This is a genomic window from Xanthomonas sp. NCPPB 4037 (assembly GCF_041475695.2).
Classification (GTDB): Bacteria; Pseudomonadota; Gammaproteobacteria; order Xanthomonadales; family Xanthomonadaceae; genus Xanthomonas; species Xanthomonas campestris.
Genome location: NZ_CM191261.1, coordinates 2,653,870 through 2,676,458, shown reverse-complemented (window position 1 = coordinate 2,676,458; position 22,589 = coordinate 2,653,870). Strand labels below are relative to the sequence as shown.

General features: G+C 64.1%; 17 protein-coding genes and 2 other RNA genes. 7 read left to right on the top strand and 12 right to left on the bottom strand.

Translation table 11 applies throughout. The annotated features are described in order from the left end of the window. Positions 1-21: 21 nt before the first annotated feature. From ACCQ01_RS11980 to ACCQ01_RS11970, 3 genes are read right to left on the bottom strand one after another with little or no spacing between them, the layout of a single operon-like run. Positions 22-459, bottom strand: coding sequence for a DoxX family protein (locus ACCQ01_RS11980; protein ID WP_228432713.1), 438 nt, complete (start codon positions 457-459; stop codon positions 22-24). Then, entirely contained in the window at positions 456-1,112 is a 657-nt protein-coding gene (locus ACCQ01_RS11975) for a hydrolase (protein ID WP_042599234.1), read from the bottom strand. Before ACCQ01_RS11975 ends, ACCQ01_RS11980 begins: the two co-directional genes overlap by 4 nt. Beyond that, on the bottom strand, positions 1,109-1,576 hold the full coding sequence (locus ACCQ01_RS11970) for a helix-turn-helix transcriptional regulator (RefSeq protein ID WP_103702138.1): 468 nt from the start codon (positions 1,574-1,576) through the stop codon (positions 1,109-1,111). The genes ACCQ01_RS11975 and ACCQ01_RS11970 overlap by 4 nt, the downstream gene beginning before the upstream one ends. A 417-nt stretch (positions 1,577-1,993) precedes the next feature. On the opposite strand from ACCQ01_RS11970, the gene ACCQ01_RS11965 reads away from it, so the two are divergent. The 4 genes from ACCQ01_RS11965 to ACCQ01_RS11950 all read left to right on the top strand — a co-directional run bounded on the left by ACCQ01_RS11965 (position 1,994) and on the right by ACCQ01_RS11950 (position 7,893). Beyond that, entirely contained in the window at positions 1,994-5,092 is a 3,099-nt protein-coding gene (locus ACCQ01_RS11965) for a sensor histidine kinase (RefSeq protein ID WP_228432712.1), read from the top strand. Beyond that, the gene (locus ACCQ01_RS11960; RefSeq protein WP_011037326.1) at positions 5,085-5,726 is read left to right on the top strand and encodes a response regulator; all 642 of its coding nucleotides are present in this window, start codon (positions 5,085-5,087) and stop codon (positions 5,724-5,726) included. The genes ACCQ01_RS11965 and ACCQ01_RS11960 overlap by 8 nt, the downstream gene beginning before the upstream one ends. 368 nt (positions 5,727-6,094) lie before the next feature. After that, the gene (locus tag ACCQ01_RS11955) at positions 6,095-7,222 is read left to right on the top strand and encodes a Cache 3/Cache 2 fusion domain-containing protein (RefSeq protein ID WP_103702142.1); all 1,128 of its coding nucleotides are present in this window, start codon (positions 6,095-6,097) and stop codon (positions 7,220-7,222) included. Between the two features lie 44 nt (positions 7,223-7,266). Beyond that, positions 7,267-7,893, top strand: coding sequence for a DUF8082 domain-containing protein (locus tag ACCQ01_RS11950; RefSeq protein WP_228432711.1), 627 nt, complete (start codon positions 7,267-7,269; stop codon positions 7,891-7,893). Between the two features lie 211 nt (positions 7,894-8,104). Here ACCQ01_RS11950 and ACCQ01_RS11945 read toward each other — a convergent pair whose 3' ends face one another. Further along, the gene (locus ACCQ01_RS11945) at positions 8,105-8,404 is read right to left on the bottom strand and encodes a DUF2726 domain-containing protein (protein WP_228432710.1); all 300 of its coding nucleotides are present in this window, start codon (positions 8,402-8,404) and stop codon (positions 8,105-8,107) included. 65 nt (positions 8,405-8,469) lie between these two features. Here ACCQ01_RS11945 and ACCQ01_RS11940 point away from each other — a divergent pair. Then, positions 8,470-8,544: non-coding RNA, sX9 sRNA (locus tag ACCQ01_RS11940), on the top strand. Here ACCQ01_RS11940 and ACCQ01_RS11935 read toward each other — a convergent pair. Continuing rightward, a complete protein-coding gene (locus ACCQ01_RS11935; protein ID WP_228432709.1) occupies positions 8,539-10,791 on the bottom strand; it encodes a DEAD/DEAH box helicase in 2,253 nt (750 codons plus the stop codon). The two genes, ACCQ01_RS11940 and ACCQ01_RS11935, sit on opposite strands and share 6 nt — an antisense overlap. Before the next feature lie 102 nt (positions 10,792-10,893). Between ACCQ01_RS11935 and ACCQ01_RS11930 the strand changes: the two genes are divergently transcribed. Then, positions 10,894-10,968, top strand: a non-coding RNA gene (locus ACCQ01_RS11930) — sX9 sRNA. A gap of 789 nt (positions 10,969-11,757) precedes the next feature. Here ACCQ01_RS11930 and ACCQ01_RS11925 read toward each other — a convergent pair. The 4 genes from ACCQ01_RS11925 to folD form a co-directional block, all read right to left on the bottom strand. Continuing rightward, complete coding sequence (locus ACCQ01_RS11925; protein ID WP_228432708.1) at positions 11,758-12,567, bottom strand: hypothetical protein; 810 nt, start codon at positions 12,565-12,567, stop codon at positions 11,758-11,760. 526 nt (positions 12,568-13,093) lie between these two features. Next, positions 13,094-14,659, bottom strand: a complete 1,566-nt coding sequence (guaA, locus tag ACCQ01_RS11920; RefSeq protein ID WP_228432707.1) for a glutamine-hydrolyzing GMP synthase — start codon at positions 14,657-14,659, stop codon at positions 13,094-13,096. A gap of 136 nt (positions 14,660-14,795) precedes the next feature. Next, positions 14,796-16,253: an IMP dehydrogenase gene (gene guaB, locus ACCQ01_RS11915; protein ID WP_040941253.1), complete on the bottom strand. Its 1,458-nt coding sequence runs from the start codon at positions 16,251-16,253 to the stop codon at positions 14,796-14,798. A 103-nt stretch (positions 16,254-16,356) separates the two neighbouring features. Beyond that, positions 16,357-17,241, bottom strand: a complete 885-nt coding sequence (gene folD / locus ACCQ01_RS11910; protein WP_014507888.1) for a bifunctional methylenetetrahydrofolate dehydrogenase/methenyltetrahydrofolate cyclohydrolase FolD — start codon at positions 17,239-17,241, stop codon at positions 16,357-16,359. A 49-nt stretch (positions 17,242-17,290) separates the two neighbouring features. Between folD and ACCQ01_RS11905 the strand changes: the two genes are divergently transcribed. After that, positions 17,291-17,587, top strand: a complete 297-nt coding sequence (locus ACCQ01_RS11905) for a DUF1244 domain-containing protein (protein ID WP_228432706.1) — start codon at positions 17,291-17,293, stop codon at positions 17,585-17,587. Between the two features lie 200 nt (positions 17,588-17,787). Here the strand turns inward: ACCQ01_RS11905 and ACCQ01_RS11900 are convergent, their stop codons facing one another. The 3 genes from ACCQ01_RS11900 to ACCQ01_RS11890 form a co-directional block, all read right to left on the bottom strand. Beyond that, positions 17,788-19,605 (bottom strand): monovalent cation:proton antiporter-2 (CPA2) family protein, encoded by a 1,818-nt coding sequence (locus tag ACCQ01_RS11900; RefSeq protein ID WP_228432705.1) that lies wholly within the window; start codon positions 19,603-19,605, stop codon positions 17,788-17,790. Between the two features lie 174 nt (positions 19,606-19,779). After that, entirely contained in the window at positions 19,780-20,673 is an 894-nt protein-coding gene (gene galU / locus ACCQ01_RS11895; protein WP_012438207.1) for a UTP--glucose-1-phosphate uridylyltransferase GalU, read from the bottom strand. Continuing rightward, positions 20,673-22,580, bottom strand: coding sequence for a polysaccharide biosynthesis protein (locus ACCQ01_RS11890; RefSeq protein ID WP_228432704.1), 1,908 nt, complete (start codon positions 22,578-22,580; stop codon positions 20,673-20,675). The genes galU and ACCQ01_RS11890 overlap by 1 nt, the downstream gene beginning before the upstream one ends. Positions 22,581-22,589: the final 9 nt, after the last annotated feature.

The following is a 22,589-nucleotide window of genomic DNA, read 5'->3' as shown; positions in this document are numbered from 1 at the left end:
CGTGGGAATCAGTGGGCGTACTCATGACGCGTGCCGCCGACGCAGGCCGTCCAGCGACCACGCGCCACCGCCGGCGCACACCAGCGCCAGCAAGACCAGCGTCCACATCAGCGGGTATTCCATGCCGCCATGCATCCAGAACCAGCCCTTGGGAAGGGCAATCACCACGGTGGTGGCAATGAACGCCGCGGCCAGTGCCGCGCTGGCGCGCGTCCACAGCCCGATCAGCACCGCCACTCCAGACAGGCTCTGCACCAGTGCCAACAGCAGCGGCAGTGGCGCTGTCGCCGGCAGCCCGAACTGCTGCAATTCCGCAGCAAAACCGGCAAGGCCGGGGCCGTTGAACCACCCCAGCAACTTGCCCAGGCCATGCGGCAGCAGAAAGCCGCCGCCAGCCAGCCGCAGCATCAACAGCGCCGCGTCCAGGCCAGGCGAGCGTGCCGGCGCATGGCTGTTCAATGTCCGCCTTCCTGCGCGCCGAACATGGTCTTCGCGTATTGAATGCCGATGCCGTAGCCGCCCGCATGCGCACGTGCGATGCCGGTGGTGAGGTCGTAGGTGTCGCTGCGCGCCCAATCGCGCTGCAGTTCCAGCAGGTACTGCACGCTGGTGATCGGTGCTGCGCCGGCCTGCACCATGCGGGCAATGGCACGCTCGTGCGCTTCATCGCTGACATCGCCGCAGGCATCGGTGATTACGTACACCTCAAAGCCCTGTTCGATCGCCGACAACGTCGGCCCGACGATGCACACGCTGGTCCACAAACCGGCGATCACCAGGCGGCGCTTGCCGATCGCGTTGATGCGGTCGATCACGCCCTGGTCTTCCCAGGCATTCATGCTGGTGCGGTCGAACACCGGCTCGCCGGCGAAGATCTCCGGCAGCTCCGGAAACAACGGGCCGGAGAACGACTTCTCGGCCACCGTGGTGAGCACCACTGGCACCTGGAAGCCCTTGGCGGCCTTGCCGATCAGCGCCACGTTGTTGCGCAGGGCCGAGATGTCGATGGTGTGGGTGGCAAACGCCATCTGCGACTGGTGGTCGATCAGGATCAGGGCGTGGTCGTTCGGCGACAGCAGGGACTTGCCGGGGACGGCGGTGGCGGTGGTCATCGGTGGTGCTCCAGGAGTGGTGAGAAGGAAGACGTGGCAGCCCGCGGCGTACTGGCCGGCGTGCTGTGTGCGGTAGTGCATGCGGTCTGCGCGGCAAAGCGCGCCGGCGTGCAGCCGGTGGCATGGCGGAAACTGCGGACGAAATGGCTTTGGTCGAAGAAACACAGCTCGCTGGCGATCTGGCTGATCTTGTGGCGGCCTTCGCGCAGCAAGGCCTGTGCGCGCTCGATGCGGCGGCGGCGCAGATATTCCATCGGGCTGGCACCGACCACGTCGCGAAATACACGCGCAAAATGGAAGCGGCTCATGCACGCGGCCGTAGCCAGATGGGTCACCGTGATCGGTTCGCACAGATGCGTGTCGATGTACTGCATGGCTCTAGCCACCGCACGGATGCGCGGTGCTTCAAGTGCGCTGCATGCGTGGGGCGCGGTGCGGCAGTCGACGGCAATGCCACGTGCCATGCGGCGTCTCCGTTGGGGGTGCGGCCATGGTGCGGTGAGCAGGTGCGCGCTCCCACCCCAGATGGTGAGGTCAATCGCCCCCTCTTTCGGGGGGGCCGCCGCAGTGGCCCGGGTGCAAGATCGACGCGCGTTGGCGCGGTTCGCGCGCAGCATGGAGCGCCGATGCAGCCGCGTGCAGGCCACGCCGCACGGCGCGGCACACCGCCCAGACTCACCGGTCACGCACCACGCCAAACAAGCGGACGCAGCCGAACATACCCATGCACTGCGCGATACTCCAACCGTGCGAAAGGAGTGCCGCGTGCGCTCATGCCCGCGGGAGTTGCAAGCTGTCACCGCCCTACTCCACTGCGCAGTGCGCGTCCCCCCCCGAAAGAGGTGGTGGTGCTTCCCCCGATCTCGTCCGACAATGCTGCGATGCCGCATGAGCCCGTCAGCTACCCCGCTTCGTCGTTACGCCTGCGCGTTACGCGGTGGGTCACGCTGGCGTGCTGTTGGCTGCTGCTATGCGTACCGGCATGGGCGAGCGGGATCGCCGCAACACGCGACGGCGTGCTGCAGTTTCACCACACCGCCTGGAGCACCGAGCGCGGCGCACCGGCCGACATCTGGGATATCGCGCAGGCCGACAACGGCCCGCTGTGGCTGGCGACCGGTTTTGGCTTGTTCCAGTTCGATGGTGACCGCTTCGCACGTGTGCCGCCGCCCAATGGCGAGGCGTACGCATCGCACAACATGACCGCGCTGACGCTCGCACCGGACGACACCGCGTGGATCGGGTATTTCGGTGCCGGGATCGACCGTCTCGCCGACGGCCACCTCACCCACTTCGCACCAGGCAAGGACCTGCCCAGCGGCATGGTGTTCAAGCTGGAGCGCGATGGCAGCGGGCGCCTCTGGGCCGCAATCGATGGCGGCCTGTGCTGGTTCGATGGCACGCGCTGGCACCGTGCCGGTGCCGACTGGGGCTACCCGGCCGCACGCGCACAGTGGTTGCTGCGCGACCGCCGTGGCGTGCTGTGGGTCAGCGACGGCACCCAGCTGCTGCGACTGCGCGCAGGCGGCAAGCGCTTCGAACCTAGCGGGCAGCAGGTTGGCCCGTTCACCACCATGGCCGAGAGCCCGGATGGCAGCGTCTGGGTCGCCGACCCGTACCGCGGAATCTTTGCATTGACCGACGCGCGCGGGCAGCTGCTTCCCGCCGCAGCACGCGCGCAGCCGCGCTTTGCCGGGCTGTTTGCGCGCCGTATCCGCTTCATGCGCGACGGCGCGCTGTGGGGCACGGACTACGCGGCCGGTGGTGTGTTCCGGATCGCCACGCCGCTGGCGCCGGCGCCGGTGCTGGAGCACGTCGGCACGCTGCAAGGCCTGACCTCCGCAACCGCCGGCCCGTTGCTGGAAGATCGCGAAGGCAACCTCTGGGTCGGCACCAACCTGGGCTTGAATCGCTTCCGCCACCGCGCGCTGTTGCCATTGGCCGCTTTGCTGCCCGGCCCGGCCACCGCAGTGGAGATGTTCACCAGCCGCAGCGGCGCAGCGCCCGGGCCGCTGGTTGCCGCATTGCGCGACAACCGCCTGCTCGCACTGACGCGCCTGCGCATCGATCGGATGCAGCACGGCGGCGCGGCCAGCACGCTCGCTGTGCCGAACACGTTACGCAGTTGGGTATTGGCCGAACACGCGCTGCTGCGTCTACAGGGCGGCCTTGTGCAACCGGTGCCGTTGCCGCTCGGCGTTGCGCCCGGCGAAATACGTGCGTTGCTGGTCGATGCGACGGACCAGCCGCTGGTGTGCCCGGATGCGCGTGGGCCGTATCGCTACGACGGCACCGGCTGGCAACCGCTGGCCGGCGTGCAGGAAACCCCATGCTCGGTGCTGGCGCGTGCGCACGATGGCGCGCTGTGGATCGGTGACGTCAAAGGGGAGCTGCGCCTGCTGCGCGGCAATCGCGTGCGCCGCTATAGCGCAACGGACGGCTTGTCGGTCGGCCCGATCACCGCCCTGTGGAGCAGCACCGCGCTGACCCTGGTGGCTGGCGAAGCGGCGGTGGCCGTGCTCGGCCCCGATGGCCGATTCCGCACCCTGCCCGACCAGGCCAGCCCGCTGCTGCAGGGGGTCACCGGTATCGTGCAGGACGCCGCCGGCGGGGTCTGGTTGAACGGCAATCGCGGCGTGGTGCACCTGAGCCGGCAAGCGTTGACGCAGAGCGTGCAGACCGGCCTGCCGGCGCCATCGCTGCGACTGTACGACACCATGGATGGCCTGCCCGGCATCGCCCAGCAGGCCACGCCGGTTCCCAGTGCGCTGGCCGCAGCCGATGGCCTGCTGTGGTTCGCCACCAACCAGGGCCTGGCCTGGCTCGACCCCAGCCAGACCTATCGCAATCCCACCGCGCCCACGGTCGCCATCACCGAGGTGGTCGCCAACGATCGTCCGTATCCGCTGCAGGCCGCGCTGCGCCTGCCCAAGTGGAGCGACCGCCTGCGCATCGGCTACGAAGCGGTCAGCCTCACCCGCCCCGAGCGCGTGCGCTTCCGCTACCGGCTGGATGGCGTGGACGCTGCCTGGCAGGACGCCGGCAATCGCACCGAGGCGTTCTATACCAACCTGGCGCCTGGCCGTTATCGCTTCGAGGTGGCCGCCGCCAACAACGATGGTGTGTGGAACGCACGTGGCGACGCCCTCGACGTCGCCATCGAACCGGCGTTCGTGCAGACCTGGCAATTCAAACTGTGCTGCGTGCTGGCCGTGGTCGCGGTCCTGGCGGTGGCGTGGCGCTTGCGCACCCGGCATGTGGCCGGTCGCCTGCGTGCGCGGTTGGAAGAGCGTTACCGCGAGCGCGAGCGCATCGCCCGCGAGCTGCACGACACCCTGCTGCAAGGCACACAGGGGCTGATCCTGCGCCTGCATACCGCTAGCCGCTCGCTGGCCTGGGATGACCCCCGCCGGCAGGAACTGGAAAAGACCGTCGAACTGGCCGAGCGCGCCCTCATCGAAGGGCGCGACCGCGTCAACGGCTTACGCGACACCCACTCGCTGCGCACCGATCTGGCCGGCGCGTTGCAGCAGGCGCGCGAAACCACCATGCCGATCCCCACCGCAACCCTGGACGTGCTGGTCAATGGCCGCCCACTCGTCTTGCGCGCGATGGTGGCCGACGAACTGTTCCAGCTCGGGCGCGAAGCGCTGAGCAATGCCGACCGGCACGCCCGTGCAAACAAGATCGTCCTGGAACTGCGTTACGGTTCACGTGACTTCGTGCTGCGCATCCGCGACGATGGCTGCGGCCTGGCGCCGGACGTGCTGCACGGCCACGCCCGCACCGGGCACTGGGGATTGACCGGCATGCAGGAACGCGCACGGCGCATCGGGGCACAGATGCAACTGTGGTCGCGGCCCGGCAGCGGAACCGAAGTGCAGATCGTCGTCCCCGCGCGCGCTGCGTACGTTCGACCACCCAAACGCTGGTGCTGGCCCTTTCAAAACGCACGACCCACGGAGGCTCCCCATGGCTGATACGACACGACCGACCGCGGTGCTGGTGGTGGACGATCACCCGTTGTTGCGTGACGGATTGAGCGCCATGCTCGGCGCCGAGCGCGACATGCAGGTGGTGGGCGAAGCCGAGGATGGCGAACAGGCCGTGGACTACTACACCCGCCTGCGCCCGGACGTGGTGCTGATGGATCTGCAGATGCCACGCGTGGACGGCGTGCAGGCGATCCAGCGCATCCGCCAGCTCGACCCCATGGCCAAGGTCATCGTCCTGACCACCTACACCGGCGATGTGCGTGCAGTACGCGCCTTGCAGGCCGGCGCTTGCGGGTATCTGCTCAAGAGCGCGTTGCGGCGCGAACTGGTCGACACCATCCGCGACGTGCGCCGCGGTCAACGCCGCCACGTGCCCGCCTCGGTGGCCGAGAACATCGCCGCACACGTGCTCGACGACGCCTTGTCCGCACGCGAGACCGAGGTGCTGAACCTGGTCGCCACCGGCTGCTCCAACAAGCAGATCGGCAACGCGCTGGGCATTTCCGAAGAAACCGTCAAGGCGCACATGAAGAACATCCTGTGCAAGCTCGGCGTGCGCGACCGCACCCACGCGGTCACCGTTGCGCTGCGTCGCGGGATCCTGTCGCTGGAGACCTGAGAGCGCCACCGCCATTGGCGGGCCTACATCGCCCGCCTGCCCCGCTCGTCGCGCCGGCGCACGCGGCAGCAAACAGTGCAGCGGCGCCCAGCTACCGTCGTCGGCGCCCGGCGCTCCGCAACCAGCCCACACGTCGCCAGCTGCACGGCCGACGAATGCGACGCGCTCGACCATTCTTGAACGCGAGGCGAAGCCGCCGCGATGCGGCGCTGCCAAACCGATCGGCTTCGGCTATCGTATGCACCGCCAGCGGCTCGGGGAGCCGCTTCAGCATCTTGTCCGGCAGCCGATAACGGCTACGTCCGACCGCCGCACCGCGCTGCGGCGGTGCTCGATTCAATCATTTAAACGCGTTCAGGGGAATTGCGATGCTTCGTCACTCTTTGCGGGTGCGCCTGCTGTTGCCGGTGCTGGCCTTGGTGCTGGTCGTGGTGGTGGCACTGACGGTCATTCTGGCCATTACCGAGGCCAACCGGGTCAAATCGGAAACCGCAGACGCCATCGAGCGCCAGTCGGTCTCCCTGCAGACGCTGTTCTCGGTCACCCGCGCGATGATGCTCGATCGCGTCAACTCCTCCATGCGCCAGCTGCGCAAGGAAGCCAACGCCCAGGGCGCGCCCAGCGTGGGCAGTGACGTCCGCGTGGCCGACCGCAACGCCAACGACCTGTTGCTGGGCCAGAAGTCGCAGGCCAACGTGTTCGACATGCTCGACGACGTCACCGCGATCCACGAAGGCACCGCAACGCTGTTCTCGCGCACCGGTGACGACTTCGTACGTATCTCCACCAACGTCAAGAAGGACGACGGCAGCCGCGCCATCGGCACCGTGCTCGACCCCACCGGCCAGGCCGCTGCCAAGCTGCGCAACGGCGAAAGCTTCTACGGCGTGGTCGACATCCTCGGCAACCCATATGTCACCGGTTACGAGCCGATCTTTGCCGGCAACGACAAGCGCGTCATCGGTGCCTGGTACGTCGGTTACAAGGCCGACACCCAGGCGCTGGAAAACGTGGTCAGCAGCCGTCGCGTGCTCGACTCGGGCTTCATCGCCATCTTCGACAGCAAGAACACGCTGCGCTTCCAGTCCACCACCGGCGCCACCACCGACACCGCCACCATCGAGCGGATCGTCAAGGAAAGCCCGAACGATTGGGTCGTGACCAAGCAGGAAGTGCCGGACTGGGGCTTCACGCTCGTCTCGGCCTACCCCAAGAGCGACGTCAACGGCGTCATCGTGCGCCAGTCGCTGTGGATCGCCGGCATCGGCCTGCTGGTCTGCGCGCTGTTGCTCGGCTTGCAGTGGGCCTTGATCTGGAATCGCGTGTTGCGGCCCATCCAGCACTTGACCACCGTTGCCGAAGAACTGAGCCTGGGCAAGTGGAACCACACCATTGCCGAGGTCAACCTCAAGGATGAAATCGGTACCCTGGCGCGCGCCATTTCCCGCCTGTCCAACAGCGTTCGGTTGGCCATGGAACGCCTCAGCAAGCGCTGAGCCGTGCTGTATAACTCCGCACCAGATGATGCAAGGAAGACGCCATGTCCACTGAATTCCGTCCGCTGATCGAGGTCCTGCGCGAGCTCAAGGCGCTGGCGCTGAAGAAGGCGTCCGGCTTTCTGTTCGTCGTCACCGAGGAGAACCACTCCTGCATCATCCGCATCAATGCGGGTCAGATCGAAGAAGTGGTGTTCCGCATGCTGCGCAATGATGAGGCCGTGCAACGCCTCACCATGGTCGGCGCCGCCAAGGCCCGCTTCCAGGTCGACCCCGGCGCCGGCATGGGCAAGCCCTCGCTGCTCAGCGAGGACTCGCGGCAGTGGCTGATGGGCGGCTTCGAACAGGACCTGGGCGGTGCACCGGCTGCGCCGCGTGCGCCAGTTGCACCGGCAGTCGTGACGGCAGCAGCAACGCCTGTCGCGGCACCGAGCGCAGCGTCTGCATCCGTCGGCGGTGGATCTGCACCCGACGAGCGCGTACGCGATGCATTGGAAAAAGTCGCGTTGAACTACCTCGGCCCGATCGCCGGCGTGCTGTGCGACGAAGCCTGGGAGGCATCGAGCGACATCGAGCAAGTGCTCAATCAGCTTGGCGCCAACCTCTCCACGCCGCAGGAAACGCAGAAGTTCATGGCCGATGCGCGTGTGGCGCTGGCCAAGCTGCGCTGAGGCGAGGCCACGCTGCCAGCGACGCATCAAACCATCCAGCGCTGATCTAGTCCTCGTCCACCACTTCACTCATCGCTGTCTCCTTCGAAAAGTAATACTTGAGCAGGAAATCTGCGGGGACATTACAGACCAGACACCGCGTAGACGGTTCCACAGTGATTGAGCCGGATTGAGATACGGTCATCGTGCCCCGGACCTGGCGCCCCCCGCCCTATGCGCTGCGCGGTGCACCTGCCCACTGAGCAATGAAGTCGTCGATACTCTCTGCGATGCAGCTCTTGATCGTGCTCAGGCGTAGGATGGGGATGCCACTTTTCGCCAGAATTCCGTTCTTCAAGGCGTCCCGCGCCGCCTGATCTGGCCGGTCATGTGAACCACCATCGACCTCGATCACCCCTAAAGGCACCTTGCCCACCTTGAAATAAATCACAAAATCGCAGCTGGCGCGTGCCATGAAGGCTCGCTCGCGTTGCGTTAAATCTGGATTATTCGGCGATGCGACCTGATCCAATTTAGAGCAGCTATCAAAACTACTGCGCAGCCGTCAGGCGGGCGCGGCCGGTGCTCGGAATCGGCATGTACCCACGTACATTCCGGTTCCTCCGCGCCGTCCGCACCCACCTGACGACTGCTCGCTACGTTTTGTTAGCCGCTCTTAATCTGATCGTGGTACATCAACGACCGGTACACCGAGGCGGACAGCGCCTCGCGCAGTAGCTGCGCCACGATCTGTTCGGACTTGTAGCGTGAGTCCTCGGGCCTCAAGCGCGCGTTCAAGCGCGCAAGGGAGTGGTCGTACTCGCGATACAGTAGATCGAAGGCCGACACCACCGGCGCGCGCAAAATCTGCTCGTCCTGCGCGTAATAAGTGACGTAACGCACAAGAGCCGCAATCTGGCCGTTGTTGCCGGTGAACACCTCGTCGCCCGTCACCAGGGTGAAGCGGTGCTTGGCTCGCGACACCGCTACGTTGATCATGTGCGGATCGTCGACGAAATCTAGCCGCTCGCGTTGCTGGTTGTAGCGCTTCTTGTCCAGCACGGTGGAGAAGACGATCTCGTCGCACTCCCGGCCTTGGAACTTGTGCACAGTATCCTTAACGAAATCCTCCGGAAGGCACCTGCCCGAGAGATTAACCTGCGCCCGGAATGGAGCGATAAAGCCACGGCCGTCGTGGTCCATCCCGACGGGATCGCCCTCGTCGTCTAGCAGCTTGAGCAGGGAATCCAGCTCCCTAAGGTTGGTGTTCTTACGGGTATGGTTCCCCCTGGCAGTCACCACCAAGCGTAGAGGCGCCTCCCCTTTGTCCTCGGTCATTGGTATCAATGCGTTGTCGTAGAACTGCTGATTGCAGAACTGGATGATCCTGGGGTGGCAGCGATAGTGCTCTTTCAGCATCGTCCTGGGTATCGCAGCACCGAATACCTTGACGCACGAATCGAGCAAACTGTAGCGCTCGCAATCGTAGGCGTCGTCGGGCGCAGGCAGGCCCAGCACCACCGGGATATGTGCCAACTGGCGGTTGTCGCCGACGACGATTAGATTCTTTGCGCAGCCCAGCGGCAGGATGCCCGGCACAATATTTTGCAGTGAAGCCTCGTCGATAATCACATAATCGAGGATTGCCCCAGACGCGATCGAATTGACAATGGAGTGCGTGCCGCTACCCAGAATTGGAAAACGCTGCAGGAAGGCATCGAACTGTTGTTGATGCCGGTACGTATTGGCATTGAAGTTATCCGAAGGGCGCACCTGAGCTTGCAGATGTTGCTTCAGGTGACGCATCGATGCCGCCTTCAACGCCTCCAGCGAAACATCAAAATTTGCGAGCGCCAGCGAGTCGCGGCACTTCTGCAACTCCGCTTCCTTATCCCGTAACGTCTTGTCGTAGTAGTGCATCTGCAGGGCATGGAAAACGGTCAGGCGCGCATCGCCATCAGCGAACGGCTTGGTGCGGAAAATCTTGAACTGGAACAACAGCTCGATGCGATCTTTCAGGCGGATGCGCTGCTCACCGAGATGGGCCAGATAGGCCATCAGATCCGTGGTCTTGGGCGGCGACAGTCCGTACTTGTCCAGCGAGGCGGCCACCTGCACACCGCTTTCTGCTTGCCACTGCTGCAGATAGCGCCGCTCGACAGTCAGTTCGTCTAGCTCGACCTGCAGTTGCGCTACCCGATTGCGATCGTGCAGGTGCTGCTTCAAGCGGTCAAGCAGGACCTGGATTTCCTCTAGCGACGGTGCGGGCTCGGATTCGATAGGTGGCCACGGCGCTAGATCCGCGAAGAAGTCCCTACGGTTGTCCTGGTTACCGAGCTTGGCGACTAGCTGGCCCAAGCCGCACTTTTCCAGCTTCTCGTAGACGTTTTCCACCGCCGCATTGTTGTTGGACAGTACCGCCACCGTCTGCCCACGTAGAAGGATATTGGCGAGGATGTTGAGGATGGTCTGTGTCTTGCCGGTCCCCGGCGGGCCCTCGATTACGCTTACCTGCGCGCGGAACGCCTGCTCGACTGCCGCAAGCTGGCTCTCGTTCAGCCCGAACGGATAGATTAGCCCCAGGCTTGGCGCCAGTGCACCGTTACGCCCCGTGCAATAGGCCTGCAAGGCAGTGTCGGCACTGGCAGGCAGTCTTCCCAGTTGGCGCACAACATTTGCAGCTATTTCGCGGTCAGTCTCAGATTTCGCGCAATCGCGACGGGCATTCGCCACGGCTAAGAAGTAATGGAAGATCGGCGTATCTTTTATCGCCGTCGGCGCCACAAGACCGATACCGTCCATCTTATAAACGTAGGGCCTATTGGCGTCCGGATAGTGCACGACCGCATACCGTTCGCCATAGATCGTCACCTTGGAGACGGGCTTGACGATCGTACTACTTGGTTTTGTTAGTAACATATCGCCCAACTCGCGCGATGGAGAAACGCGACAGCTGCTAAGAGCAGCTATCAAAACTACTGCGCAGCCGTCAGGCGGGCGCGGCCGGTGCTCGGAATCGGCATGTACCCACGTACATTCCGGTTCCTCCGCGCCGTCCGCACCCACCTGACGACTGCTCGCTACGTTTTGTTAGCCGCTCTAAGTGGGCGGGTGTAGGTTTTTTTTGAGGGGTAATGACAAGTCAGTTGCAGGGCTTTGTACTTGTCGCTCCAGCAAATCACCCAATCACTGATCTTCGCAGTCTTATCTTCGCCATCTACATGGATAGAAACCATACGTCCCTTATTCGTGTGCGAACGGCATCTTGATTCCGCTTTGCGGCGAACATCGAATGCAATCCTCTGTACCAATAAGAAATTATCTTGCCATCACCGCATCATGAAAAAATATGGCTGTATGGTCAGCAAAAGGCAATCTGTGACGCAAAGCAATTAGTGTTCAATTGCAAACCGGAGCATGGGACTCTTCGATATTTTTCAGGCACTGCACCATTGCATGTCTTCAGCGCCACGGCGCCGCTTCAGTATGCTCACCCACCAGAATGCTTGTCAGAATCGCCCCGTCAGTGGAAGGCAGTTGCCGAAAGCAAGTTTTCGCGAGCTTGAACAATCGAGAGGCCACCACAGCCATAAGCGCCACGCCTCGTAACGTATGGATCGAACGTTGAGGCAGCGGAAGACCATGTAGTGTCCCGGCGTCTCCCCGTCGGGCTCACGGGCTACGCCCCGCGCTTCGTGCCAAAGCACGGCCATCCGGCTTTGATCCCTGACGCACGACCCTGACGAGCCTGAGCGCTGCGCTTGCCTCCAGGGGATCGGCTGGCAGCCCATCCCCGCTGCGCGTCGCTTGGCGCCCCTGACGTGCCGCCGAACAGGCTGCGCCTGATCGGCCCGAAACGAAGTCACCGAAGCGCCCCGTCGGTGACTACTTGGCTCCGTCGCGCTCACGCTGACGGAGCCGCTTGACGTAAGGGCCATCGACCAGGTCGTCGGGGCCCAGGTCCAACACACAGCTCGCCAAGGAAGCGAGCGTGTTGTCGGTGACCTTGAAATCGTTGGGCAGTTGGCCGTGGTTGCGCCCACTGTTCTCCTCGATGGCTGCGAGCAACGCCTTGATGAAATCGGCCCGGGATGGACGCGATGCCATGGTGGCGGCCGCGGTCAAGGGGTCTGTGGCCTCCATGACCGCGTCCTCGGCATCGGAGGCCAACTCTTGCAGGAAGTCGCTCAGCGACGGCCAATACTTCAGATCGAACTGGCCGTGAAGAGCATCGAGGCGTTCCTGGACGTGCGACGTGAAAAGGTAGTTGCTCTTGGCCGCCGCCTCGATCACATCGCACACGTGGTAGTGGGTGTTGGTGCTGAAGCCGGAGGTGTTGTGCAGATCGAACCGCTGCTGCAGCAGACCGGCCAGTTCCGCCGCCTTCCTCGCAATCTGCAGGTTGACATTGCCGAGATCGCCGCGTGCGGCACGCGCCTGTGCGATCTTCTCTGGGTTCCAGAACGCGGCGGTGCTGAGGACAAGCCCTAGGAAAATCTGCAGCGCGTGCGGATGTGCGTAGAGCTTGCCGTGCAGTTCGTCGTAAGCCTCGGTCAGCTCGATGCCGCGAGCAAGCAACCGATCGGCAACGGCATTCTCACTGGGCAGGATGCGGTGCTCGACGTTGTAGCGCTTCCCTTCGATGAGGATTATTTCGCAGATCTGCCTCGCGTTATCGGATTGAGGTGCGCTCATGGCCTGTCTTGGATGGTGAAGATGACTGGCAGCGTAGTTGACCAAGCCAGTTCTGTCGGTACCCTAGTGCCTGTCATCGAACGAGTGCTCAGGTACCCCACTGCCGATTCAGGTAATGCCGATTCAGGTCTGGACGTCCCCTCCCAAGTAGGCGGCCGGGCGCGCTGTCGTGCTGCGCATCGAGCAACCCTGCCCTGCGGTCCTTGCGCTTGGCCCTTCAGGCTTTCCATCTTCCCCTCGCCCCGCTCCACTGACGCCTACGTGGCGGCTTGAAAATCATCCACACCTATTCGGGCACGAATGACTTATTCGGCTTGAGACCCCGAACGAGATTGCACACCTTTGTGCCACTGAACGACGCAAGGTCGAACTGGATTGAGAGGTAGTGGATAGCATCCACCCTCGCGGCTGGTGACTACGCCAATGGTCTCCATACGGACAGATGACGGGATCACCTCGACCTTCGGTCTTGCCTCCGATCTTCACAAACAAAAAAGGCGCCTTTCGGCGCCCTCTTGTTATCTACTCACTCCCACTCAATCGTCGCCGGCGGTTTGCCGGAGATGTCATAGACCACGCGCGAGACGCCGCGCAGTTCGTTGATGATGCGGTTGCTCACCGTGCCGAGGAAGTCGTACGGCAGGTGCGCCCAGTGCGCGGTCATGAAGTCGATGGTCTCTACCGCGCGCAGTGCGATCACCCATTCGTAGGCGCGCGCATCGCCCACCACACCCACCGACTTCACCGGTAGGAACACCGCGAATGCCTGGCTGGTCTTGTCGTACAGGTCCGCCTTGCGCAGCTCGTCGATGAAGATCGCATCGGCCTTGGCCAGCAGTTCGGCGTATTCGCGCTTCACCTCGCCCAGGATGCGCACACCCAGGCCCGGGCCCGGGAACGGATGGCGATACACCATGGTGCGTGGCAGGCCGAGTTCCACGCCCAGGCGACGCACCTCGTCCTTGAACAATTCGCGCAGCGGCTCCACCAGGCCCAGCTTCATGTGCTCCGGCAGGCCACCCACGTTGTGGTGGCTCTTGATCACGTGTGCCTTGCCGGTCTTGCTGCCGGCCGACTCGATCACGTCCGGATAAATCGTGCCCTGCGCCAGCCACTTGGCATTGGCCAGCTTGTTGGATTCTTCATCGAAGATATCCACGAACAGGTTGCCGATGATCTTGCGCTTGGCTTCAGGGTCGCTCACGCCTTCAAGCTTGGCGAAATAGCGGTCGGCCGCATTGACGCGGATCACCTTGACGCCCATGTGCTCGGCAAACATCGCCATCACCTGGTCGCCTTCCTGCCAACGCAGCAGGCCGGTGTCGACGAACACGCAGGTCAGCTTGTCACCGATCGCCTTGTGCAGCAGTGCCGCGACCACCGACGAATCCACACCGCCGGACAGGCCAAGAATCACTTCATCGTCGCCCACCTGCTCGCGCACGCGCGAAATCTGGTCATCGATGATGTTGGCGGCGGTCCACAGCGTCTGGCAGCCACACACATCCACCACGAAGCGCCGCAGCAAGGTCTGGCCCTGCAGCGTATGCGTTACTTCCGGGTGGAACTGCACGCCGTACCAGCGCTTGTCTTCGTTGGACATCGCCGCCACCGGAATACGGTCGGTCACGGCAGTAATCGTGAAGCCCGGCGGCACCTGCGACACGTGGTCGCCGTGGCTCATCCACACATTCAGGCGCGACGCGCCGGCGTGGTCGGTCAGGCCAGAGAACAGTGCATCGGCCGCCACTACATCGACTTCGGCATGACCGAACTCACGCTGATCGGCCGCCTCGGTGGTGCCGCCCAACTGCGCAGCCAGTGTCTGCATGCCGTAACAGATACCGAACACCGGCAAGCCGCCATCGAACACTTCCTGCGGCGCAACCGGCGCACCCGGCAAGGTGGTCGACTCCGGCCCGCCCGACAGGATGATGCCCTTGGCACCGAACCCGGCGATCTCGCTCGGATCGTGATCCCAGGCCCAGATCTCGCAGTACACGCCAATTTCGCGAATACGCCGCGCGATCAGCTGGGTGTACTGCGCGCCGAAATCGAGGATGAGGATCTTGTCGTTATGGATGTTGGTCATTGAGAGCCGGGAATCGGGAATCGGGAATCGGGATTGGAGAATCGCAACAGCAAACGCGGCGCCAGCCGCTGTCGGACGAGGAAGCGGCGGGCTCTTACGATTCCCGATGCGCGATTCCCCATTCCCGCGCGCTGGTTTAGCCAGCGCGATAGTTCGGCGGCTCTTTGGTGATCTGCACGTCGTGGACGTGGCTCTCACGCTGACCGGCGCCGGTGATCTTGACGAACTTCGGCTTGGTGCGCATTTCCTCGACCGTGGCGCAGCCAACGTAGCCCATGGTCGCGCGTAGGCCACCGATCAGCTGATGGATGATGCCGCCCACCGGTCCGCGATACGGCACCCGGCCTTCGATGCCTTCTGGCACCAGCTTGTCGGCGTCGGAAGCGTCCTGGAAATAGCGGTCCTTGGACCCCTTCTCCATCGCGCCCAGGCTGCCCATGCCGCGGTAGCTCTTGTAGCTGCGACCCTGGAACAACTCGACTTCGCCAGGCGCTTCCTCGGTGCCGGCCAGCAAGCCGCCGACCATCACCGTGGACGCGCCGGCCACCAGCGCCTTGCCGATATCGCCGGAGTAACGGATGCCGCCATCGGCAATCAGCGGGATGCGGTCCTGCAGTGCTTCGGCCACCATGTCCACCGCGGTGATCTGTGGCACGCCTACGCCCGCAACCACACGCGTGGTGCAAATCGACCCCGGGCCCACGCCAACCTTGACCGCGTCGGCGCCGGCGTCCATGAGCGCCAGCGCTGCATCGCCAGTGACGATATTGCCGCCGATCACCTGCAGGTGCGGATAGGTCTTCTTGACCCAAGCCACGCGGTCGATCACGCCTTGCGAATGGCCGTGCGCGGTATCCACGATGACCACGTCCACACCCGCAGCGGCGAGCAGTTCGATACGTTGTTCGGTGTCGCCGCCCACACCCACCGCCGCACCGACCAGCAAGCGCTTGGCGTCGTCTTTGGCGGCGTTGGGGTTGTCGGTCTTCTTCTGGATGTCCTTGACCGTGATCAGCCCGCGCAGCTCGAAGCTGTCGTTGACCACCAGGATCTTTTCGATGCGGTTGCGATGCAGCAGCTCGAGCACTTCCTCATCGCTGGCGCCTTCGCGCACAGTGATCAGGCGATCCTTCTTGGTCATGATGTGGCGGACCGGATCGTCGAGCTTCTTTTCGAAGCGCATGTCGCGGCTGGTCACGATGCCAACCAGTTCGCTGCCATCCACTACCGGCACGCCGGAGATGTTGCGCGCGCGCGTCAGCGCGATCACTTCGCCAATGGTGGTGTCCGGGCTCACCGTAAACGGCTCGGTGATCACGCCGGACTCGAACTTCTTGACCTTGGCCACCTCGCCCGCCTGCTGAGCCGGGGTCAGGTTCTTATGGATGATGCCGATGCCGCCCAGCTGGGCCATCGCCACCGCCAGGCGGTGTTCGGTCACCGTATCCATGGCCGCGGACAAGATCGGCAGTTTGAGGCGCAGGTCGCGTGTCAGCCGAGTCTCAAGGCTGACGTCCTTTGGCAGGACAATGGAATGCGCGGGGACGAGCGAGACGTCGTCGTAGGTAAGAGCTTCAGCCTGGATGCGGAGCATCGGCGGACCCGAGTTTGGGGAAGCGCGACATTTTACCCTGAAAGCGGCCGCGAAGACACTGCGGCAGCTGAGTGCCGCCGCAATGCTGCGTTACACGGACGGCTCAACCGGCCGCATCGGCCGCCTCGAGCGTGTTCTGCATCAGCGTGGCCACCGTCATCGGCCCCACCCCGCCCGGCACCGGGGTGATCCAGCCGGCGCGCTGCGCCGCGGCCTCGAACCCCACATCGCCGACCAGGCGCCCATCGTCCAGGCGGTTGATGCCCACGTCGATGACCACCGCCCCAGGCTTGACCCATTCGCCCGGAATCAGCCCCGGCCGGCCCACCGCCACCACCAGGATGTCGGCGTTGCGCACGCTGGCTTCCAGCACATCCGGCGGGGTGAACTTGTGGCAGCTGGTCACCGTGCATCCGGCAATCAGCAGCTCCAGACCCATCGGCCGGCCCACATGGTTACTCACCCCGACGATGGTGGCGTTGCGCCCGCGCACCGGCTGGTCGGTATGCGCCAGCAAGGTCACGATGCCGCGCGGGGTACACGGCCGCAAACCGAATTCGCGCAGCGCCAGATGCCCGACATTTTGCGGATGGAACCCGTCCACGTCCTTGCGCGGGTCGATGCGCTGGATCAGCCGGTTGGCATCGGGAATGCCCGGCAGCGGCAACTGGATCAGGATGCCGTGGACCTTGGGATCGGTGTTGAGCTGGTCGATCAACGCGGCCAGCTCGGCTTCGGTGGTGCCTTGCGGCAGATCGTAGTCGAAGGCCTCGATGCCCACTTTTTCGGCCGCGCGGCGCTTGTTGCGCACATACACCGACGAGGCCGGATCGCCACCCACCAGCACCACCGCCAACCCGGGCCGGGTCTTGCCCGCCGCCAGGCGCGCATCCACGCGCAGCTTCAGACCGTCGAGCAATTCCTCGGCAATACGGCGACCATCGAGGAGGCGGGCCGGAGCGAGGGCAGCTGGCGCGGGAGCGGTCATGGGGCGTCAGGTGTAGAGTCGAAGGCCGTCTATTGTCCCCGATTCCGCCATGACCGACACCACTTCGATCGAAGCCGCCGCGTTCCGCCGCCTGCTGCTGCATCTCAACCAGGACCGCACCGACGTGCAGAACATCGACCTGATGATTCTTGCCGGCTTCTGCCGTAACTGCCTGGGCGACTGGTACCGCGAAGCCGCCGAAGCTCAAGGTCAACCCATGAGCAAGGAGCAGGCGCGCGAAGTGGTGTACGGCATGCCATTTGCGCAGTGGAAACAGCAGCACCAACAGGAAGCGACACCGGAACAGCTGGAAGCCTTCGCGGCGGCGCAGCGCAAGCACGGCTGAGCGCCTGCAATGACGGCCGGCACGTTGGGTGCTGGCCGTTCTGAATCACCTTAAAGCGGCCGACGAAACGTCGCGAGCAATCGTCAGGCGGGTGCGAAGAAACCTAAGTGCCTCGGGCAAATGCAGATCCCGGGGCAACTGCAGATCCCGAGCACCGGCCGCACCCGCCTGGCAGTCACGCAGTGATGTGATCGCTGCGTTTAGTCCCGCGCAGCCGTTTCTTCGCGCAACTCCTGCGGCAGCGCATCGCGATTGAGCGTGCGGCTCTCGCGCTTGGGCGGGGTGAATGGCGTGGGCTTGGGCACGGTCGGCATGATGTTGCCATACATCAGGCCTGCCCCGGCGCGCACATTGCCCGCGGCAATTTCCAGCTCCAGGCGCTCGGCATCGCGGCGCCGGATCTCGCGCGCAATCGTGCGGGCCTCATCCTCGTCCACGCCCAGTTCGACCAGGGCCACTTCGCCGAACGCGACCGCTGACTCGAAGGTTTCGCGGATCTGGTAGTCCACGCCAGCAGCAATCAACTCCAAAGCGTGTTCGCGATCAAAGGAACGCACCAGCAATTTCGCGTGCGGGAACTCGCGCGTTGCCAATTCGACGATGCGATTGGCGGCCTCGCGGTTGTCAACGCACACCGCAATCGCACGCGCGGTATGCGCACCGGAGGCATGCAGCACATCCAACCGGGTGCCGTCGCCGTAGTAGATCTTGAACCCGAATTCCTCCGCGCTCTGAATCATCTCGATGTCGTTGTCGATGATGGTCACGTCCACATCGCGCGCCAGCAGCGACTGGCTGGCCACCTGACCGAAGCGCCCGAACCCGATCACCAACACGCTGCCGGTCTGGCCGCTGGCTTCCTCCACGCCATCCAGCGACACCGCCGCTGCCGGCGTCAGTGCCATCGACAACACCACGATCGCGGTGAGGCTAGCATTGACCTGGGCGTCGATGACACCGGATGCGGACGCCGCCGCGAACAATACGAACGCAAACTCGCCGCCCTGCGCCATCAGCACGCCACGATCCAGCGCCTGGCGGTGATCGCTGCGCATCAGGCGCGCCACCGCATAGATGCACACCGCCTTGCCCACCATCAACGCCAGCACACCGACCAGGATCAAGCGCCAGTCCGCCGCGACCACGCGCAAATCCAGGCTCATGCCGACCCCCAGGAAGAACAGACCCAGCAGGATGCCGCGGAACGGTTCGATGTCGGCTTCGATCTGATGGCGGAAGGTGGATTCGGACAACAGCACGCCGGCCAGGAACGCGCCCATCGCCATCGACAGCCCGCCGACCTGCATCAACAACGCGGCGCCGAGCACCACCAGCAGCGCGGCAGCGGTCATCACCTCGCGCGCCTTGCTGGCGGCCAGGATGCGGAACAAGGGATTGAGCAACCACCGCCCAGCCACCAGCAGTCCAACGATGCAGGCCAGGCCAATGCCAATGCCCTGCCAACGCTGCGAAGCGGCTTGCGGGTCGCCACTGGCGCCCATCCAGGCCACGATCGCCAACAGCGGCACGATCAGCAGGTCCTCGAACAGCAGGATCGCCACGATCTTCTGCCCCGATGGCAGCGCCACGTCGCCGCGCTCGGCAAGCAACTGCATCACCACTGCAGTGGAGGTCAGCACGAAACCGGAAGCGGCCACGAAGGCCACCGGCGGCGCAAAGCCGAGCAGGATGCCGATGCCAGTCAAGACCAGCGCGCACACGCAGATTTGCACCGTACCCAAGCCAAAGATTTCAGAACGCAAGCTCCACAGATGCGAGGGCCGCATCTCCAGCCCGATCACGAACAGGAACATCACCACACCCAGTTCGGCCACATGCAGGATCGCCTGCGGGTCATCGAACAGGCCAAGCCCGAACGGCCCGATCGCCAAGCCGGCGGCCAGATAGCCGAGCACCGAGCCAAGGCCCACCCGTCGAAACAGCGGGATGGCGACCACTGCAGCGCCCAGCAGGGTCACCACGTTGATCAGTTCACTGGATTCGGCAGGCTGGCTCATGCCAAGGATTCTAGCGGCACCTGGCGGCCGCTGGCCTGCACGTGCTTGCGCATGTGACGCGCGGTATGAATGGCAGCGATCTCAAGCATGGCACCACTCTTCGCTAACGCGCGGACCCAAAACGACGAACGGCGCCCAATGGCGCCGTTCGTTGCAACACTGCTAGCCGAACACTCAACCGCGTGCGTCGGCCGCGGCCAAGGCGCTGCGAATGATTTCCTTGGCCGGCGCGCCATGCTTCTCGTGCTCGAGCGCAAAGTGCACCGTGGCCTCGATCAAACCGATGTGCGCGCCGCAGTCGAAGCGACGGCCCTCGAAACGGAACGCGTCGACCTGTTCCTGCTTGAGCAGCTCGGCGATCGCATCGGTGAGCTGGATCTCGCCACCTGCACCGGCGCCCGTGGACTCCAGGTACTCGAAGATCTTCGGGCTGAGCACGTAACGACCGACGACCGCCAGGTTGCTTGGCGCCACTTCCGGCTTGGGCTTTTCGACGATGGCATTGATGCGGCCCTTGCGGCCGTCGAACGCATCGGTAGAAACAATTCCATAGCTGGCCGTCTTGTCGTGCGGCACATCTTCCACGGCGATCACGCTGCCGCCGGAGGCTTCCGCCACGTCGGCCATCTGGGTCAGCGCAGCATCGCCGCGGTTCCACATCAGGTCGTCGGGCAGCAGCACCGCGAACGGTTCGTCACCGACCACGGCCTTGGCACACAGCACTGCATGGCCCAGGCCGAGCGCTTCGGCCTGCGTCACAAAAATGGCGCGGACGCCTTCGGGCAGTGCATGACGCACCAGCTCCAGTTGCTCGAGCTTGCCTGCGCGCTCGAGCTTCTGCTCCAGCTCATAGGCCTTGTCGAAGTAGTCGGCGATCGAGTGCTTATAGCGATTGGTGACGAAGATCAGCGTATCGCAACCGGCCTGGATGGCTTCGTCCACGGCGTACTGGATAAGCGGTTTATCGATGATCGGCAGCATTTCCTTCGGCACCGTCTTGGTTGCCGGAAGAAAGCGGGTCCCAAGACCTGCGACGGGGAATACGGCCTTGCGAATACGCTTGCTCATTAAAGTCTTCTGACCTCACGTGCGGGGAATGGAACGACCGTATCAGATCGCGCGTCGACTTTCCGTCGAGCAGCCGCAAAATCCGGCATCAGACTGCCCAGCACAGTCTCCATTGCGTTGATGTCATAGCGGTTAACCGCCTCGCGCAGGCGCGTCACCAGTTGCAACACCTGCTCGTGCGAGAACTCGCGCACACCGGCTTCCAGGATCTTGGGATGCGCGGTGGGGCGGTAGTCCTCGTCGGAATAGAACAAGGTCTCGTGCAATTTTTCGCCCGGGCGCAGACCGGTGTAGAGAATGGCGATGTCCTTGCCCGGCTGTTTGCCTGCCAGGCGGATCATCTGCTCGGCCAGGAGCCGGATCGGCACTGGCTCGCCCATGTCCAGCGTGTAGATGGCACCGTGCGACGCAGATGCTGCGGCCTGCACCACCAGCTGGCAGGCTTCGGGAATGGTCATGAAGTAACGCGTCACATCCGGATGCGTCACCGTGACCGGGCCGCCCTGCCGGATCTGTTCGCGGAACAACGGCACCACGCTGCCGGCCGAATCCAGCACGTTGCCGAAGCGCACGGTGATGAAGCGCGTCGGCGCATCGCGGGCGTCAAGACTCTGGCAGATCATCTCCGCATAGCGCTTGCTCGCGCCGAGCACGTTGACCGGCTCTACCGCCTTGTCGGTAGAGATGAACACAAACGTTTCGATCCGCGCCCGCTGGCAGGCACGCGCCACGTTCTCGGTTGCCAGCACGTTGTTGCGCACCGCTTCGCGCAGCTGCTCTTCCAGCAGCGGTACCTGCTTGTAGGCGGCCGCATGGAACACGGCATCGGGCGTGGCCGTGCGTAAGGCATGCGCCACCACTGCCGGGTCGCCGCAGTCGCCAAGCACACGCACCACTTCGATATCGGGGAACAACCGGCGCAGGTCCGAATCGATGGTCAGCAGCGCCAGCTCATCGATTTCCAGCAGCACGATGCGGCGCGCGCCATGACGCGCGCACTGCCGGCAGACTTCCGAGCCGATCGAACCACCGGCGCCGGTCACCATCACGGTCTTGTTGGTGAGCCAGTCGCGGATCAGGCGCCAGTCCGGCGTGACCGGCTTGCGGTTGAGCAGGTCCTCGATCGCCACTTCCTTCAACTCGCCTGGCAGCGACCGGCCCTCCAGCACGTTGATCAGCTTGGGGACCATCCGGAACGGCAGACCAGTGCTTTCGCAGATGGCCACCACCCGCTGCATGCCGGATGCATCCAACGATGGAATCGCGATGACGAGGAGCTTGGCCGCAGTTTCCTTGGCGATCGCCGCGGCCTGATCCAGATTGCCCAGCACATTCAGGCCCTGGATCTTGGCGCCGTGCAGATGGGTGGCGTCATCCAGAAAGCCGACCGGGACGAACGTGCCGCTACGGCGCAGGTCACGCACCAGGCCCTCGGCCGCACGCCCTGCGCCAAGAATCAGCACCCGCTGCGCGGCATCGCCAGAGTGGGCAATTTGGTAATCCTTCCAGGCGCGGTAGAGCAACCGCGGCGTGCCGAGCAACGCCGACAACGCAAACGGATAGACCACCAACACCGAGAGCGGCACGCCATCGAGGCGGTCGTACGACAGCGCCAGCACGATCGCGACCAGGCCGAGAAAACTGGACTTGAAGATGTTCCACAGATCCGGCACCGAGGCAAAGCGCCAGAGGCCGCGATACAGACCCATCCGCCAGAACACCAACCCCTGCGCGACCAAGACCACCGCCGTACGCCAATCCCACAGTGGCAGGTCTGGCGCGTCGCGCAGCATGGAGTAGCGGCCCGCATGCAGCAGCTGCCAGCAGACCCAGACCACCAGCAGGTCATGGACGACCACAGCGATCTGTGGAAGCGACTTGGTCAAACGATCACGCCAGGAAATCATAAAAGTCCA